The sequence below is a fragment of the Shigella flexneri 2a str. 301 genome (assembly GCF_000006925.2).
Lineage (GTDB): Bacteria > Pseudomonadota > Gammaproteobacteria > Enterobacterales > Enterobacteriaceae > ECMA0423.
In genome coordinates this window covers 4,318,733-4,335,831 of the sequence record NC_004337.2, presented here as the reverse complement: position 1 = coordinate 4,335,831, position 17,099 = coordinate 4,318,733, and the positions used below count along the sequence as shown (strand labels likewise).

18 protein-coding genes are annotated in these 17,099 nt (G+C 49.3%); 14 read left to right on the top strand and 4 right to left on the bottom strand.

The genetic code is table 11. From position 1 onward, the window contains the following. Positions 1-93 precede the first annotated feature (93 nt). On the bottom strand, positions 94-2,577 hold the full coding sequence (gene plsB / locus SF4164; RefSeq protein ID NP_709879.4) for a glycerol-3-phosphate acyltransferase: 2,484 nt from the start codon (positions 2,575-2,577) through the stop codon (positions 94-96). A 110-nt stretch (positions 2,578-2,687) separates the two neighbouring features. Here plsB and dgkA point away from each other — a divergent pair, with 110 nt between their 5' ends. The 4 genes from dgkA to yjbJ all read left to right on the top strand — a co-directional run bounded on the left by dgkA (position 2,688) and on the right by yjbJ (position 5,497). Then, a complete protein-coding gene (dgkA, locus tag SF4163) occupies positions 2,688-3,056 on the top strand; it encodes a diacylglycerol kinase (RefSeq protein NP_709878.1) in 369 nt (122 codons plus the stop codon). Positions 3,057-3,165: 109 nt separating this feature from the next. Next, positions 3,166-3,774, top strand: coding sequence for a LexA repressor (lexA, locus tag SF4162; RefSeq protein NP_709877.1), 609 nt, complete (start codon positions 3,166-3,168; stop codon positions 3,772-3,774). An 18-nt stretch (positions 3,775-3,792) separates the two neighbouring features. Next, positions 3,793-5,172 carry a DNA-damage-inducible protein F gene (gene dinF, locus SF4161; RefSeq protein NP_709876.3) on the top strand — a complete coding sequence of 460 codons (1,380 nt, stop codon included), beginning with the start codon at positions 3,793-3,795 and terminating at the stop codon, positions 5,170-5,172. A gap of 115 nt (positions 5,173-5,287) precedes the next feature. Next, positions 5,288-5,497, top strand: a complete 210-nt coding sequence (gene yjbJ, locus SF4160) for a hypothetical protein (protein NP_709875.2) — start codon at positions 5,288-5,290, stop codon at positions 5,495-5,497. A gap of 41 nt (positions 5,498-5,538) precedes the next feature. On the opposite strand, the gene yjbK is transcribed toward yjbJ, so the two are convergent. After that, complete coding sequence (gene yjbK, locus SF4159) at positions 5,539-6,114, bottom strand: regulator (RefSeq protein ID NP_709874.3); 576 nt, start codon at positions 6,112-6,114, stop codon at positions 5,539-5,541. 257 nt (positions 6,115-6,371) lie between these two features. On the opposite strand from yjbK, the gene yjbL reads away from it, so the two are divergent. From yjbL to yjbO, 4 genes are all read left to right on the top strand, one after another. Beyond that, positions 6,372-6,626 carry a hypothetical protein gene (yjbL, locus tag SF4158; RefSeq protein NP_709873.1) on the top strand — a complete coding sequence of 85 codons (255 nt, stop codon included), beginning with the start codon at positions 6,372-6,374 and terminating at the stop codon, positions 6,624-6,626. A 23-nt stretch (positions 6,627-6,649) separates the two neighbouring features. After that, the gene (gene yjbM / locus SF4157; protein NP_709872.1) at positions 6,650-7,357 is read left to right on the top strand and encodes a hypothetical protein; all 708 of its coding nucleotides are present in this window, start codon (positions 6,650-6,652) and stop codon (positions 7,355-7,357) included. A gap of 380 nt (positions 7,358-7,737) precedes the next feature. Further along, positions 7,738-8,757, top strand: a complete 1,020-nt coding sequence (gene yjbN, locus SF4156) for a tRNA-dihydrouridine synthase A (RefSeq protein NP_709871.2) — start codon at positions 7,738-7,740, stop codon at positions 8,755-8,757. A gap of 133 nt (positions 8,758-8,890) precedes the next feature. After that, positions 8,891-9,133, top strand: coding sequence for a hypothetical protein (yjbO, locus tag SF4155; RefSeq protein NP_709870.4), 243 nt, complete (start codon positions 8,891-8,893; stop codon positions 9,131-9,133). A 165-nt stretch (positions 9,134-9,298) separates the two neighbouring features. Here yjbO and qor read toward each other — a convergent pair whose 3' ends face one another. Then, entirely contained in the window at positions 9,299-10,282 is a 984-nt protein-coding gene (qor, locus tag SF4153) for an NADPH-dependent quinone oxidoreductase (RefSeq protein NP_709869.2), read from the bottom strand. Positions 10,283-10,364: 82 nt separating this feature from the next. On the opposite strand from qor, the gene dnaB reads away from it, so the two are divergent. The 3 genes from dnaB to tyrB all read left to right on the top strand — a co-directional run bounded on the left by dnaB (position 10,365) and on the right by tyrB (position 14,358). After that, the gene (gene dnaB / locus SF4154) at positions 10,365-11,780 is read left to right on the top strand and encodes a replicative DNA helicase (protein ID NP_709868.1); all 1,416 of its coding nucleotides are present in this window, start codon (positions 10,365-10,367) and stop codon (positions 11,778-11,780) included. Positions 11,781-11,832: 52 nt separating this feature from the next. Then, a complete protein-coding gene (gene alr, locus SF4152) occupies positions 11,833-12,912 on the top strand; it encodes an alanine racemase (RefSeq protein NP_709867.1) in 1,080 nt (359 codons plus the stop codon). A 252-nt stretch (positions 12,913-13,164) separates the two neighbouring features. Continuing rightward, positions 13,165-14,358: an aromatic amino acid aminotransferase gene (tyrB, locus tag SF4151; RefSeq protein NP_709866.2), complete on the top strand. Its 1,194-nt coding sequence runs from the start codon at positions 13,165-13,167 to the stop codon at positions 14,356-14,358. A 338-nt stretch (positions 14,359-14,696) separates the two neighbouring features. Here the strand turns inward: tyrB and SF4150 are convergent, their stop codons facing one another. Further along, complete coding sequence (locus SF4150) at positions 14,697-15,104, bottom strand: hypothetical protein (RefSeq protein NP_709865.1); 408 nt, start codon at positions 15,102-15,104, stop codon at positions 14,697-14,699. Positions 15,105-15,466: 362 nt separating this feature from the next. Between SF4150 and aphA the strand changes: the two genes are divergently transcribed. From aphA to yjbR, 3 genes are all read left to right on the top strand, one after another. Then, positions 15,467-16,180, top strand: a complete 714-nt coding sequence (aphA, locus tag SF4149; RefSeq protein ID NP_709864.2) for an acid phosphatase AphA — start codon at positions 15,467-15,469, stop codon at positions 16,178-16,180. A 110-nt stretch (positions 16,181-16,290) separates the two neighbouring features. After that, positions 16,291-16,707, top strand: coding sequence for a hypothetical protein (yjbQ, locus tag SF4148; RefSeq protein ID NP_709863.1), 417 nt, complete (start codon positions 16,291-16,293; stop codon positions 16,705-16,707). Between the two features lie 3 nt (positions 16,708-16,710). Continuing rightward, positions 16,711-17,067, top strand: a complete 357-nt coding sequence (yjbR, locus tag SF4147; protein ID NP_709862.1) for a hypothetical protein — start codon at positions 16,711-16,713, stop codon at positions 17,065-17,067. Positions 17,068-17,099: the final 32 nt, after the last annotated feature.

Genomic DNA, 17,099 nt, shown 5'->3' with positions numbered 1-17,099 from the left:
CTCAGGCCTACCCGGTGAATCGCAATTTATTGAATTTGCAGGTCATGGTAGGCCGGATAAGGCGTTTTCGCCGCATCCGGCAATTCTCTCTGATTACCCTTCGCCCTGCGTCGCACTCTCAATCGTCAAACGCACGTCTGATGTAATCAACTCCGCCAGCAACTGATAAACCTTCATCGTTTCTGCTGGTTCGGCATCGCCGCTATCGCTGATATACCCTTCATCACGCAGCGTCAGCACCAGAGAACTGAACACCGCCTTGTCGAAGAACTCCGGCGCGTTGATGCCGTGCAGCACGGAGAGACGTTGCGCAACGGTGCGGCTCTCTTTCTCCAGCGTACCGCGGTTGATCGACGGGTTGGCACTCAACAACCAGAAGGTGATGGCATAACGTTGCAGCGTTTCGCGCGCGCCTGCGGCCAGCAGCTGTAGGGTGCGAGAATGCGCCGGGTTGATATGCAACTCATCATCTTGCAGGGTAATCAGCCCCTGACGTTGCATCTCATTTGCCAGCGCATCAATAACGTCCGGCAACTCGTCGCGATCCCAGCGCAGGAACAGCTCCGCTTTCAGCATTGGGTAAAGCACATTGACGTGCTCCATCAATACGTCGCGGGAGATGTGGCGATGCTGGGTGACAATTGCCGCCATCAGCGAAGGCAGCACCAACATATGCGCAATGTTGTTGCGATAGTAGGTCATCAGCACCGCTTGCTCGCGTGGCAGAATGATGATGTCGCCGATAGTGTCTTTCTCGACTTCAAACTTGTTCATTTGCAGCGCGTGATCGATAAGCTCGCTGGCGCTGGCTGAAGGAACGGTAGAGTCCGTGGAGTAAGGTACGTTGCGCATCAGATCCAGGTAGCAGTTGAGTTGCTCGGTTAACTGCTCGCGGGTGAGTGAGCGCTGACGTGATGCCAGTAGCGCAGTACAGCACAGGTTCATGGCGTTTGCCGCGCCTGCGTTGTTAATGCGTACCATCAGATCGGCAGCAATATTATTGACCGTCGGCGTTAACCAGGCCGGACGCACCGCTTCGATGGGATCGATAGATTCACGCCAGTCTGGTACGTGCTGGTTAAGGTAGGTCATCAACGGCATTGGTTCACCGAAGTTGACGTAACCCTGACCGAGATTACGCAGCTTGCTTAAACCGCGCAGCATCTGCGGCAGGCTCTCTTTCTCTTTCGTCGCGCCGCGCAGTTCTTTGGCGTAAGTACCCACTTCCATGACGTGCTCATAACCGATATAGATCGGAATCAGCGTAATCGGACGCGTGCCGCCACGCAGCATCGCCTGAATGGTCATCGACAGCGTACCGGTTTTCGGATCCAGCAAACGCCCCGTGCGGGAACGACCGCCTTCCACGAAGTACTCGACGGAATAACCACGGCTGAACAGTTCGCCGAGATACTCACGGAAAACGGTGGAATAAAGTTTATTGCCTTTAAAAGTACGGCGAATAAAGAACGCCCCCAGACGGCGGAAAATCGGCCCGGCCGGCCAGAAGTTCAGGTTGATCCCGGCGGCGATATGCGGCGGCACCAGCCCCTGGTGGTACAGCACGTAAGAAAGTAGCAGGTAGTCCATGTGACTGCGGTGGCAAGGCACATACACCAGCTCATGACCGTCGTGGGCCAGCTGGCGAACGCGCTCGGCGTTATGGACGTTGATGCCCTGATAAAATCGGTTCCAGGTGAAGCCCAGAATGCGGTCAGTCAGGCGGATCATCTCGTAAGAGAAATTCGCCGCAATCTCTTCCATCAGCGCAATCGCGTTCTGCTGCGCTTTTTCATGGGAGATTTTTTTGCTGCGCGCTTCATCTTCTACCGCTTTGGCAATGGCGCGGGAGGCGAGCAGCTTATTAAACAGATCCTGACGAGCAGGCAGACGTGGGCCTACGGCAGCCAGACGTTGACGGGCAAAGTGCATACGCGCCACGCGCGCCAGTTTCTGAGCGATAGTTTTATCCGTGCCGTGTTCATCCGCCATACGGCGCAGCGACACTGACGGCGAGAAACGCACAAAACTGTCGCGACCGAGCCACAGTACAGCGAAAAATTTCTGTACGCCGTTAAGCATACGCAGCGGCGGGTTCACTTCGCCTTTTTCACGCCCCGGCGCGCGACCAAACATCACCGATACTGGCACCATCTGCACATCCAGATTTGGGTTGCTACGGTGCAAATCGAGATAGTCGTGGAAAAGCTTAATAGACTCTTCTTTCGGCGTGTAATAGGTGAATACACGCGGCCCGCCGTGAATGAACACATAGCGCGGCAGTAGCGTGCCGTCGATTTCCAGCGGCTCTAACGGGTCAGGCAAATCATGTGCCAGACACTGGGCGCGCAACGTCAGCAAATCTGCTTTCGAGTTGTACGGTAAAACGTACATAATTGGACGAGAGGTATCCAGCCCCAGTTCCGGGGCAGGATCTGCCGGAATAGACTTGCTTTTTACCAGGATGCTTAATGGTAAATTCAGTAATTTGTAGTAAATTCGTGGCCAGCCGGACATAAACGATGTAAAGCCTCTGGTTAATAATGCAAATGCGCGGCAAGGATAGCAGAAAGTCATGGGAAATTCTGTGGTATCCGCTCATGTTTCGCGCGGCGTTACGCAAACCCGAATCATCGGATTTAACGGTACACTGATATTGACGCTCATAATGTAAAAAGGTTCTTTCAATGGCCAATAATACAACTGGATTCACCCGAATTATCAAAGCTGCTGGCTATTCCTGGAAAGGTTTACGCGCTGCATGGATCAACGAAGCGGCATTCCGTCAGGAAGGCGTAGCGGTATTGTTGGCGGTGGTCATCGCCTGCTGGCTGGATGTGGACGCAATTACCCGCGTGCTGCTTATCAGCTCCGTGATGCTGGTGATGATTGTGGAAATCCTCAATAGCGCCATCGAAGCAGTGGTTGACCGAATTGGCTCTGAATACCATGAGCTTTCCGGACGCGCAAAAGATATGGGATCCGCCGCGGTGCTGATTGCCATTATCGTCGCCGTGATTACCTGGTGCATCCTGTTATGGTCGCATTTTGGATAACCCTTCCAGATTTCGATAAATCTCTGGTTTATTGTGCAGTTTATGGTTCCAAAATCGCCTTTTGCTGTATATACTCACAGTATAACTGTATATACACCCAGGGGGCGGAATGAAAGCGTTAACGGCCAGGCAACAAGAGGTGTTTGATCTCATCCGTGATCACATCAGCCAGACAGGTATGCCGCCGACGCGTGCGGAAATCGCGCAGCGTTTGGGGTTCCGTTCCCCAAACGCGGCTGAAGAACATCTGAAGGCGCTGGCACGCAAAGGCGTTATTGAAATTGTTTCCGGCGCATCACGCGGGATTCGTCTGTTGCAGGAAGAGGAAGAAGGGTTGCCGCTGGTAGGTCGTGTGGCTGCCGGTGAACCGCTTCTGGCGCAACAGCATATTGAAGGTCATTATCAGGTCGATCCTTCCTTGTTCAAGCCGAATGCTGATTTCCTGCTGCGCGTCAGCGGGATGTCGATGAAAGATATCGGCATTATGGATGGCGACTTGCTGGCAGTGCATAAAACTCAGGATGTACGTAACGGTCAGGTCGTTGTCGCACGTATTGATGACGAAGTTACCGTTAAGCGCCTGAAAAAACAGGGCAATAAAGTCGAACTGTTGCCAGAAAATAGCGAGTTTAAACCAATTGTCGTTGACCTTCGTCAGCAGAGCTTCACCATTGAAGGGCTGGCGGTTGGGGTTATTCGCAACGGCGACTGGCTGTAACATATCTCTGAGACCGCGATGCCGCTTGGCGTCGCGGTTTGTTTTTCATCTCTCTTCATCAGGCTTGTCTGCATGGCATTCCTCACTTCATCTGATAAAGCACTCTGGCATCTCGCCTTACCCATGATTTTCTCCAATATCACCGTTCCGTTGCTGGGACTGGTCGATACGGCGGTAATTGGTCATCTTGATAGTCCGGTTTATTTGGGCGGCGTGGCGGTTGGTGCAACGGCGACCAGCTTTCTCTTTATGCTGTTGCTGTTTTTACGCATGAGCACCACCGGGCTGACTGCGCAGGCTTATGGTGCCAAAAATCCTCAGGCATTAGCCCGTGCGCTGGTGCAACCGTTGCTGTTGGCGTTGGGGGCCGGGGCGTTAATTGCGCTGTTGCGTACGCCGATTATCGATCTGGCGCTGCATATTGTTGGCGGTAGTGAAGCGGTCCTGGAACAGGCGCGGCGCTTTCTTGAAATCCGCTGGTTAAGCGCTCCGGCGTCGCTGGCGAATCTGGTATTACTCGGTTGGTTACTCGGCGTGCAATATGCCCGTGCGCCAGTAATTTTGTTAGTGGTCGGCAATATCCTCAACATTGTGCTGGATGTCTGGCTGGTGATGGGGCTGCATATGAACGTGCAGGGCGCGGCGCTGGCGACGGTTATTGCGGAATATGCAACATTGCTGATTGGTCTGCTAATGGTGCGTAAAATCCTCAAACTACGCGGAATTTCCGGCGAAATGCTGAAAACTGCCTGGCGAGGAAACTTCCGTCGCTTGCTGGCGCTTAACCGCGATATCATGCTGCGTTCGCTGTTGTTGCAACTCTGTTTCGGCGCGATCACCGTACTTGGTGCGCGACTGGGGAGTGACATTATCGCTGTTAACGCGGTTCTGATGACGCTACTCACCTTTACCGCCTATGCGCTTGATGGTTTTGCCTACGCGGTTGAAGCGCACTCCGGTCAGGCATACGGTGCGCGCGACGGTAGCCAGTTGCTGGATGTATGGCGGGCAGCGTGCCGCCAGTCGGGGATTGTAGCGTTACTATTTTCGGTGGTTTATTTGCTGGCAGGGGAACACATCATTGCGTTGCTGACGTCGTTAACCCAGATTCAGCAGCTGGCTGACCGCTATCTTATCTGGCAGGTGATTTTGCCGTTGGTTGGCGTCTGGTGTTATCTGCTGGACGGCATGTTTATAGGCGCAACGCGTGCCGCCGAAATGCGTAACAGTATGGCGGTGGCCGCCGCAGGTTTTGCGCTGACGCTCCTTACGCTGCCGTGGCTGGGTAATCATGGTTTGTGGCTGGCATTAACCGTCTTTCTGGCGTTGCGCGGGCTTTCTCTGGCGGCTATCTGGCGGCGTCACTGGCGCAACGGTACCTGGTTTGCCGCAACGTGACGGTTAAAAATTCTGAATAAATTATCCTAAGCCAAATTGCTGACTACACTTAATCTCACGTTCAGAAGAAAAGTGAACGTACTCTCATTCACAACCTAACGATGAGGTCTTGATTATGAATAAAGATGAAGCCGGCGGTAACTGGAAACAGTTTAAAGGTAAAGTGAAAGAGCAATGGGGCAAACTGACCGATGATGATATGACGATCATTGAAGGTAAACGTGATCAACTGGTCGGTAAAATCCAGGAACGTTATGGTTATCAGAAAGATCAGGCAGAAAAAGAGGTCGTGGATTGGGAAACCCGCAATGAATATCGCTGGTAATTAATCCCTCCTGCCCGACGTGTACAAGGATGTACGCCCTCTTAACGCGGTTTCTTTTTCACCTGCACAGAGTGATCATGCTGGCACTGTTCAGGATGACGACACGCTTCCACTTCCACGCATGCCGCACAGAGCCCATGTGCTTCAATCACATTATGCCGCAGGGCAAACCCCATTTTTGCCGCCAGCGTATGCATAATGTCTTCCACGCCTTCTGCACACTCTTCTTTCACCGCGCCGCAGCGATCGCAAATAAACATGGCTGACGTATGCGTGGGCTGGTCGAACAGATGACAGAGCACATAACTGTTGGTGGATTCCACCTTATGCACAAAACCTTGCTCAAGCAGAAAATCCAGCGCGCGATAAACCGTTGGCGGCTTGGCTTGCGGTTCAGCTTCGCGCAGTAAATCAAGCAGATCATAAGCGCTGATAGCGCCATCCTGCAGACTCATCAGGCGCAACACTTCCAGGCGCTGTGGGGTCAGGCGCACATTACGCTGCGCGCAGATTTTTTCAGCCTGCGCTAATAACTCCTGCGTTGTGGTCTTTTCCATCGGGCACCTCAAAGTGGGGGTTAAGAATGTCCTTACTTTACCATGTTCCAGGAAAAACACCGAGAACCCTTATTGTTGCCGTAATGTTGATTTTCTGTTTTGTAGGTAAGGTGTTGTGTTGCCTTATCGTACCATTATCAACACGATAATAATTAATAATTCATTTTTAAATAAATTGCTTCAAGTTAACTCGCTATTTATTTAACTGGGTTTAAACGCATACCTGTAGTTCAGAAATTATGAGCGATTTTTGATAGTGACCAGATGGCAAAAGAATTATAAGGAGGACACGGTACGACAAAAAAGGTAGATGAATCATGTTGAAGATAATACCCGGTGCAACTGGATACTTTAATAAAACACTCAATTCAAATCAATTCGAAAATAAAGATGCAACCAAAGATAAATTGGATAATAGAGGTTCAATCAAAGGTAAATTAAATAATATATATGGTAAATCTATTGATTATGCAGCGCTGCGTCATCGGGATATAATTATTGCAAAAATAGATTTGTTTATTCAACGAATCACGCATAATTTATGGCATGCACGTAAAAAAATGTGTTTTTAATTGAGCACATAAATGATCTCAAAATGTGGGTCAATAAGTATACTGACGATTGCACTGATGAGGATTTAAACGATCGTGACTTTATTGCATCAGTTGTTGACCGGGCTATTTTTCATTTCGCGATTAATAGTATATGTAATCCTGGGGATAATAAAGATGCAATGCCCATTGAACAATGTACTTTTGATGTAGAAACTAAGAATGGCCTTCCCTCCACGGTTCAGCTATTTTATGAGGAATCTAAGGATAATGAACCTTTAGCGAATATACATTTTCAAGCAATAGGTTCTGGTTTTTTAACGTTTGTTAATGCCTGCCAGGAACATGATGACAACAGCTTAAAATTATTTGCTTCGCTGTTAATTTCACTTTCATATTCTAGTGCCTACGCAGATTTATCAGAAACAGTGTATATTAATGAAAATAATGAGAGCTACCTGAAAGCTCAGTTTGAAAAATTATATCAACGTGATATGAAGAAGTACCTAGGAGAGATGAAGCGTCTGGCAGATGGGGGAGAAATGAATTTTGATGGCTATCTGGATAAGATGTCACATCTGGTGAATGAAGGAACGCTCGATCCTGATATTTTAAGCAAAATGCGAGATGCTGCACCACAATTAATTAGCTTCGCGAAGTCGTTTGACCCAACCTCAAAGGAAGAGATTAAAATACTTACAGACACTTCTAAATTAATTTATGACTTGTTCGGGGTTAAATCGGAGAAATAATATGTGAAGTTCTTCGATAGTATGGAAGGCATTATATAAAAGGACCCAATATTTATTGGGTTCTTTTTTCTCTATCAATGCTATTAGCAGGGAGATATATCACCAGAGTTTAATGTGTGATTTTTTATTTATCGTCGAACCTGGATTGTTTATCATTGGCCTTAACAAAGTTAACGGCTAATAAGATTATTTCCATCACTTCGTGAGAGCTTCATGCCTTGAGAGGATCTCAATTTTCTTTTGCAATGAGACAGGCGCTTCCTGTTGTTATGGTATAGTACCCCGCTATTGAGCCTCCTGAACAGTGAAGCTGAATAACATAACCCCATGATATATCGATAAAATAATCTCTACATTTGAAAATGCACGGTAATTCTGAAATGCAAAAAATCAACCAAACCAGCGCAATGCCTGAAAAAACTGACGTTCACTGGAGTGGTCGGTTTAGTGTTGCACCAATGCTCGACTGGACGGACAGACATTGCCGCTATTTCTTGCGTCTGCTTTCCCGCAATACGTTGCTTTATACCGAAATGGTGACCACAGGGGCGATAATTCACGGTAAAGGTGATTATCTGGCGTACAGTGAAGAAGAACATCCGGTAGCGTTGCAACTGGGCGGTAGCGATCCGGCGGCGCTGGCGCAGTGTGCAAAGCTGGCAGAAGCGCGCGGATATGATGAGATCAACCTGAATGTCGGCTGCCCGTCTGACCGGGTGCAGAACGGCATGTTTGGTGCGTGTCTGATGGGTAATGCGCAGCTGGTTGCCGACTGCGTGAAAGCGATGCGCGATGTGGTGTCGATTCCGGTGACGGTGAAAACGCGTATTGGCATCGACGACCAGGACAGCTATGAATTTCTCTGCGATTTCATCAATACCGTTTCCGGCAAAGGCGAGTGTGAGATGTTCATCATCCACGCACGTAAAGCCTGGCTTTCGGGGTTAAGCCCGAAAGAAAACCGTGAAATCCCGCCGCTCGATTATCCGCGTGTGTATCAACTGAAGCGTGACTTCCCGCATCTGACAATGTCGATTAACGGTGGTATCAAGTCGCTGGAAGAAGCTAAAGCGCATTTGCAACATATGGATGGCGTGATGGTCGGGCGCGAGGCGTATCAGAATCCGGGTATTCTGGCGGCGGTAGACCGGGAGATCTTTGGTTCCTCGGATACCGATGCCGATCCGGTGGCAGTAGTGCGTGCCATGTATCCGTACATTGAGCATGAACTCAGCCAGGGGACGTATCTCGGCCATATTATCCGGCATATGCTGGGTTTGTTCCAGGGTATTCCTGGCGCGCGGCAGTGGCGGCGTTATTTAAGTGAAAATGCCCATAAAGCGGGTGCTGACATTAACGTGCTGGAACACGCGCTCAAACTGGTGGCGGATAAGCGTTAACTTTTCACCAAAAAGTAGTCAAATTCACCACGCCCTGCGCACCGTCGCGGGGCGTTTTGCTGTTAAATCAATAGATTATTTTTGGCATGATTCTTGTAATGCCAGCAAGAGATTTCATATTTGGGAGAGCATCATGCTGGAACTACTTTTTGTGATTGGCTTTTTTGTCATGCTGATGGTCACCGGCGTTTCGTTGCTGGGCATTATCGCCGCGCTGGTTGTGGCGACGGCCATTATGTTCCTCGGCGGTATGCTGGCATTGATGATTAAGTTGCTGCCGTGGTTACTACTGGCGATTGCGGTGGTGTGGGTTATTAAGGCGATTAAAGCACCAAAAATGCCGAAATATCAGCGTTATGACCGCTGGCGTTACTAAGGGATTGTGCGGATGATCACAACCTAAGGTTTTATCCTTAGAACAAAATAGGAATTGATAATCAAATCTGTCACTATTGCGCCTCTAACAGATTCATCGTGCTGTACCCTACATACAGCCGAACTATAAAAAGAAAGGGCTTCCCAGGTGGAAGCCCTATTTCTTTTATGGAATCAGCAGGCTGGAACCTTGCGTCGCCCGGCTTTCCAGAATCTCATGCGCACGCTGCGCATCCTTCAGCGGATATTTCTGCTGCTCGGCGACATCGACCTTAATCACACCGCTGGCAATCAAAGAGAACAGTTCATTACTGGCCTCGGTTAATTCCTCCCGCGTGGTGATATAGCCTTGCAGGGAAGGGCGTGTCACATACAACGAGCCTTTTTGATTGAGAATGCCTAAGTTCACACCGGTAACCGCACCTGATGAGTTGCCAAAACTGACCATTAAGCCGCGGCGTTGCAGGCAATCCAGCGACCGTTCCCAGGTGTCTCTGCCCACGGAATCGTACACTACGCGCACTTTCTTACCGCCGGTGATCTCTTTCAATCGCTCGACCAGATTCTCTTCACGATAGTTAATAACCTGCCACGCGCCGGCTTTTAGCGCGCTCTGCGCTTTTTGCGCGGTTCCTACGGTGCCGATGAGTTTCGCGCCCAGGGCTTTTGCCCACTGGCAGGCAATTAAGCCAATGCCGCCAGCCGCTGCGTGGAACAGGAACTGTTCATCGGGTTTAATTTCATAGGTTTTGCGCAGCAGATAATAAACCGTTAAGCCTTTCAGGAAGGATGCCGCAGCTTGCTCAAAAGAAATTGCCGCAGGCAGAATCGCCGCTTTATCCGCATTAATGTTATGCACAGAGCTGTAAGCGCCTAACGCCGACTGCGCATAGACTACATGATCGCCAGCCTTAATATGCTTTACACCACTGCCGACTTTACTCACGATGCCTGCCGCTTCGGTACCTAATCCGCTGGGTAGCGATGGCGGCGGGTAAAGGCCGCTGCGGATATACGTGTCGATAAAATTGATGCCGATGGCTTTATTTTCGACCTGGATTTCATTCTCCGCCGGATCGGCAGGAGTGAACTCTACGGCTTGAAGTACTTCCGGGCCACCGTGCTTGTGAAATTCAATTCGTGTTGCCATGTGTCCTCCAGAACGTATCGTCAGGGTCTGCTTCATATGGTAAAGTTTCGACCCATTCTTTATTTCGGTAACTCCATTCACTATGGCAGGAAATAAACCCTTCAACAAACAGCAGGCTGAACCCCGCGAACGCGATCCACAAGTTGCCGGGCTGAAAGTGCCTCCGCACTCGATCGAAGCGGAGCAGTCGGTGTTGGGCGGTTTAATGCTGGATAACGAACGCTGGGATGATGTAGCCGAGCGTGTGGTAGCAGACGATTTTTACACCCGCCCACACCGTCATATCTTTACTGAAATGGCGCGTTTGCAGGAAAGCGGTAGTCCTATCGATCTGATTACCCTTGCGGAATCGTTGGAACGCCAGGGGCAACTCGATAGCGTCGGTGGTTTTGCTTATCTGGCAGAGCTGTCAAAAAATACGCCAAGTGCGGCGAACATCAGTGCTTATGCGGACATCGTGCGTGAACGTGCCGTTGTCCGTGAGATGATCTCGGTTGCGAATGAGATTGCTGAAGCCGGTTTTGATCCGCAGGGGCGTACCAGCGAAGATCTGCTGGACCTTGCTGAATCCCGCGTCTTTAAAATTGCCGAAAGTCGTGCAAACAAAGACGAAGGGCCGAAGAACATCGCCGATGTGCTCGACGCAACCGTGGCGCGTATTGAGCAGTTGTTTCAGCAGCCACACGATGGCGTTACCGGGGTAAACACCGGTTATGACGATCTCAACAAAAAAACCGCTGGCTTGCAGCCGTCGGATTTGATCATCGTCGCCGCGCGTCCGTCGATGGGTAAAACAACATTTGCGATGAACCTCGTCGAAAACGCGGCAATGTTGCAGGATAAACCAGTACTTATCTTCTCGCTGGAGATGCCATCAGAACAGATCATGATGCGTTCTCTGGCGTCGCTGTCGCGCGTTGACCAGACTAAAATCCGTACCGGGCAGCTCGATGATGAAGACTGGGCGCGCATTTCCGGCACCATGGGTATTTTGCTCGAAAAACGCAATATCTATATCGATGACTCTTCCGGCCTGACGCCAACGGAAGTGCGTTCCCGCGCACGCCGTATTGCCCGTGAACACGGCGGCATCGGGCTTATCATGATCGACTACCTGCAACTGATGCGCGTACCGGCGCTTTCCGATAACCGTACGCTGGAAATTGCAGAAATCTCCCGCTCGCTGAAAGCACTGGCGAAAGAACTGAACGTGCCGGTGGTGGCGCTGTCCCAGTTGAACCGTTCTCTGGAACAACGTGCCGACAAACGTCCGGTCAACTCCGACCTGCGTGAATCTGGCTCTATCGAGCAGGATGCGGACTTGATCATGTTTATCTATCGTGATGAGGTGTATCACGAAAACAGTGATTTAAAAGGCATCGCGGAAATTATTATCGGTAAACAACGTAACGGCCCAATCGGGACGGTACGCCTGACCTTTAACGGTCAATGGTCGCGCTTCGACAACTATGCGGGGCCGCAGTACGACGACGAATAATAATTATTTTATGAATTAGGTAATTAAAGCAAACAATTATCAAGGAACACAAATGCAAGCGGCAACTGTTGTGATTAACCGCCGCGCTCTGCGACACAACCTGCAACGTCTTCGTGAACTGGCACCTGCCAGTAAAATGGTTGCGGTGGTGAAAGCGAACGCTTATGGTCACGGTCTTCTTGAGACCGCGCGAACGCTCCCCGATGCTGACGCCTTTGGCGTAGCCCGTCTCGAAGAAGCTCTGCGACTGCGTGCGGGGGGAATCACCAAACCTGTACTGTTACTCGAAGGCTTTTTTGATGCCAGAGATCTGCCGACGATTTCTGCGCAACATTTTCATACCGCCGTGCATAACGAAGAACAGCTGGCTGCGCTGGAAGAGGCTAGCTTGGACGAGCCGGTTACCGTCTGGATGAAACTCGATACCGGTATGCACCGTCTGGGCGTAAGGCCGGAACAGGCTGAGGCGTTTTATCATCGCCTGACCCAGTGCAAAAACGTTCGTCAGCCGGTGAATATCGTCAGCCATTTTGCGCGCGCGGATGAACCAAAATGTGGCGCAACCGAGAAACAACTCGCTATCTTTAATACCTTTTGCGAAGGCAAACCTGGTCAACGTTCCATTGCCGCGTCGGGTGGCATTCTGCTGTGGCCACAGTCGCATTTTGACTGGGTGCGCCCGGGCATCATTCTTTATGGCGTCTCGCCGCTGGAAGATCGCTCCACCGGTGCCGATTTTGGCTGTCAGCCAGTGATGTCACTAACCTCCAGCCTGATTGCCGTGCGTGAGCATAAAGCCGGAGAGCCTGTTGGTTATGGTGGAACCTGGGTAAGCGAACGTGATACCCGTCTTGGCGTAGTCGCGATGGGCTATGGCGATGGTTATCCGCGCGCCGCGCCGTCCGGTACGCCAGTGCTGGTGAACGGTCGCGAAGTACCGATTGTCGGGCGCGTGGCGATGGATATGATCTGCGTAGACTTAGGTCCACAGGCGCAGGACAAAGCCGGGGATCCGGTCATTTTATGGGGCGAAGGTTTGCCCGTAGAACGTATCGCTGAAATGACGAAAGTAAGCGCTTACGAACTTATTACGCGCCTGACTTCAAGGGTCGCGATGAAATACGTGGATTAATCGTTCTGTAATATTTGATTGTCTGTGCCGGATGCGGCGTGAATGCCTTATCCGGCCAATAAAATCCTAAAAATTCAATAAGTTGATGTTCTTTCATGCTCTTATAAAGGTCGTGCCTCTGGCGGATGTACGTTTATCATTAGTCTCACTCTGTTGCTAATTGCCGTTCGCTCCTGAACATCCACTCGATCTTCGCCTTCTTCCGGTTTATTGTGTTTTAACCACCTGCCCGTAAACCTGGAGAACCATCGCGTGTTTCAAAAAGTTGACGCCTACGCTGGCGACCCGATTCTTACGCTTATGGAGCGTTTTAAAGAAGACCCTCGCAGCGACAAAGTGAATTTAAGTATCGGTCTGTACTACAACGAAGACGGAATTATTCCACAATTGAAAGCCGTGGCGGAGGCGGAAGCGCGCCTGAATGCGCAGCCCCATGGCGCTTCGCTTTATTTACCGATGGAAGGGCTTAACAGCTATCGCCATGCCATTGCGCCGCTGCTGTTTGGTGCGGACCATCCGGTACTGCAACAACAGCGCGTAGCAACCATTCAAACCCTTGGCGGCTCAGGGGCATTGAAAGTGGGCGCGGATTTCCTGAAACGCTACTTCCCGGAATCAGGCGTCTGGGTCAGCGATCCTACTTGGGAAAACCACGTAGCAATATTCGCCGGGGCTGGATTCGAAGTGAGTACTTACCCCTGGTATGACGAAGTGACTAACAGCGTGCGCTTTAATGACCTGTTGGCGACGCTGAAAACATTACCTGCCCGCAGTATTGTGTTGCTGCATCCATGTTGCCACAACCCAACGGGTGCCGATCTCACTAATGATCAGTGGGATGCGGTGATTGAAATTCTCAAAGCCCGCGAGCTTATCCCATTCCTCGATATTGCCTATCAAGGATTTAGTGCCGGTATGGAAGAGGATGCCTACGCTATTCGCGCCATTGCCAGTGCTGGATTACCCGCTCTGGTGAGCAATTCGTTCTCGAAAATTTTCTCCCTTTACGGCGAGCGCGTCGGCGGACTTTCTGTTCTGTGTGAAGATGCCGAAGCCGCTGGCCGCGTACTGGGGCAATTGAAAGCAACAGTTCGCCGCAACTACTCCAGCCCGCCGAATTTTGGTGCGCAGGTGGTGGCTGCAGTGCTGAATGACGAGGCATTGAAAGCCAGCTGGCTGGCGGAAGTAGAAGAGATGCGTACTCGCATTCTGGCAATGCGTCAGGAATTGGTGAAGGTATTAAGCACAGAGATGCCAGAACGCAATTTCGATTATCTGCTTAATCAGCGCGGCATGTTCAGTTATACCGGTTTAAGTGCCGCTCAGGTTGACCGACTACGTGAAGAATTTGGTGTCTATCTCATCGCCAGCGGTCGCATGTGTGTCGCCGGGTTAAATACGGCAAATGTACAACGTGTGGCAAAGGCGTTTGCTGCGGTGATGTAATGCAGGAAAGCAGGCTGGAGTTACCCAGCCTGCAGTGAAATTAAACTGTCGTCGCTTTCACTATTTCTTTGTAGATGATTTTTTTGATGCCGTTGTTCTACGTGAGAGATAATAAAACGTTGTCAGTTCTTTTATTGTTAAGTTTATCCCAATTATCTGGAATTCCTTTCCCTATTTTTTCGTGTGGAGTAATAATTTCTGCACATCTAACCATTATTAAATTTAATAATAAGTATCGGGTTTGTTACGATAGAATATTTCTATATCCTCAAGAATATGCTTTGCCTTATTGCCTGTGACTTTCTGAGATTCAATTATAGTATCGTTAAATTCTAATGTTAAAGAGAACTCTTTTTTCCGCTTTGTGTAAGTTTAACCTTATATTGATTACCAATATCAAATAAAAAGGTCCTGTAATGAGAATAATCACCTTTAACCTCCTCGGCAAAACAGCAAAGCGTGCAAATATACATAAAGTCTTTCTTACCCCTGATTTTGTTAACTAAATCAATAAATGCGTGAAAAACTTTACTTGCAATAGAACTTGATACTTCTTCTCCAGGTCTACAAAAATCTTTTGCAATTTTTAACTGTGTTTCTATGTATAAAAAGAAATCTTTGGCATAAGAGATATCTTTATTATTTAGTGCATCTAGCTCAACAGATAAAGATGTCGTTTTGTTGCTATTCACATATGATATATTCATATCATCATCTCCATCGCGAGTAATAAAATTAATCACCATTGTAGGGTAGGGGGCTGGTCAATCAGAAATCATCTTTATAAACTTCGATTGTTTTTGTAATGCTGTATCATTAAGTTCATTAAATCGTACAGCAGATAAATGTTCTATCAAATTTCGCTCATTTGCCGAGGATTCATCATAATAAACGTAAAATTAATGTATCCTTACATCGAGTAATAAACATTTTTTATACAAAAAAAGACAGGAACGTATTTACTGGGTTAAATATAATCATCCTGCTTTTCATCACAAAAACCGCAGATAATCCTTCCTTTCCCCGGCAGCTGGCGTTATGGTCAGATGGTTTTTGCAACAAATCTCACAATAAAAAGTTTCAACATACTGACTATTTAGGGAAAAATATGCGCAAGATCACACAGGCAATCAGTGCCGTTTGCTTATTGTTCGCTCTAAACAGTTCCGCTGTTGCCCTGGCCTCATCTCCTTCACCGCTTAACCCTGGGACTAACGTTGCCAGGCTTGCTGAACAGGCACCAATTCATTGGGTTTCGGTCGCACAAATTGAAAATAGCCTCGCAGGGCGTCCGCCAATGGCGGTGGGGTTTGATATCGATGACACGGTACTTTTTTCCAGTCCGGGGTTCTGGCGCGGCAAAAAAACCTTCTCGCCAGAAAGCGAAGATTATCTGAAAAATCCTGTGTTCTGGGAAAAAATGAATAATGGCTGGGATGAATTCAGCATTCCAAAAGAGGTCGCTCGCCAGCTGATTGATATGCATGTACGCCGCGGTGACGCGATCTTCTTTGTGACTGGTCGTAGCCCGACGAAAACAGAAACGGTTTCAAAAACGCTGGCGGATAATTTTCATATTCCTGCCACCAACATGAATCCGGTAATCTTTGCGGGCGATAAACCAGGGCAAAATACAAAATCGCAATGGCTGCAGGATAAAAATATCCGAATTTTTTATGGCGATTCCGATAACGATATTACCGCCGCACGCGATGTCGGCGCTCGTGGTATCCGCATTCTGCGCGCCTCCAACTCTACCTACAAACCCTTGCCACAAGCGGGTGCGTTTGGTGAAGAGGTGATCGTCAATTCAGAATACTGACAGAGCGGGAGAGAGTGATGCTCTCCCGAATGCTGTTTTTTTAATCACACCTTTATCCTTTCGCTGTCTTGCTGCAAACTGATTAAGAGAGTTTTATCAAGGAGCAGCACATGTGGTATCAAAAGACGCTCACGCTTAGCGCCAAATCTCGTGGGTTTCATCTGGTAACGGATGAAATTCTGAATCAGCTGGCTGATATGCCGCGCGTTAACATCGGCTTACTGCATCTGTTGCTGCAACATACCTCCGCCTCTCTGACACTTAATGAGAACTGCGATCCCACCGTACGCCACGACATGGAGTGTTTTTTCCTCCGCACCGTTCCCGACAACGGAAATTATGAGCATGACTATGAGGGAGCAGACGATATGCCTTCTCATATCAAATCCTCAATGCTGGGAACATCGCTTGTATTGCCGGTACATAAAGGGCGTATTCAGACCGGCACTTGGCAAGGCATCTGGCTGGGGGAACATCGCATCCACGGCGGATCGCGTCGCATCATCGCGACACTACAAGGGGAGTAAAAAATGACCATTTCGGAGTTGCTACAATATTGCATGGCAAAACCAAGCGCAGAACAGAGCGTGCATAACGACTGGAAAGCGACGCAGATCAAAGTGGAAGATGTACTGTTTGCGATGGTGAAAGAAGTAGAAAATCGCCCAGCTGTTTCGCTGAAAACCAGCCCGGAGCTGGCGGAGCTGCTACGTCAGCAGCACAGCGATGTGCGTCCTAGCCGCCATCTGAATAAAGCGCACTGGAGCACCGTGTATCTCGACGGTTCGCTGCCGGATTCGCAAATCTATTATCTGGTGGATGCGTCTTATCAGCAGGCAGTGAATTTACTACCGGAAGAAAAGCGTAAATTGCTGGTACAACTCTGAAAGGAAAAGGCCGCTCAGAAAGCGGCCTTAAC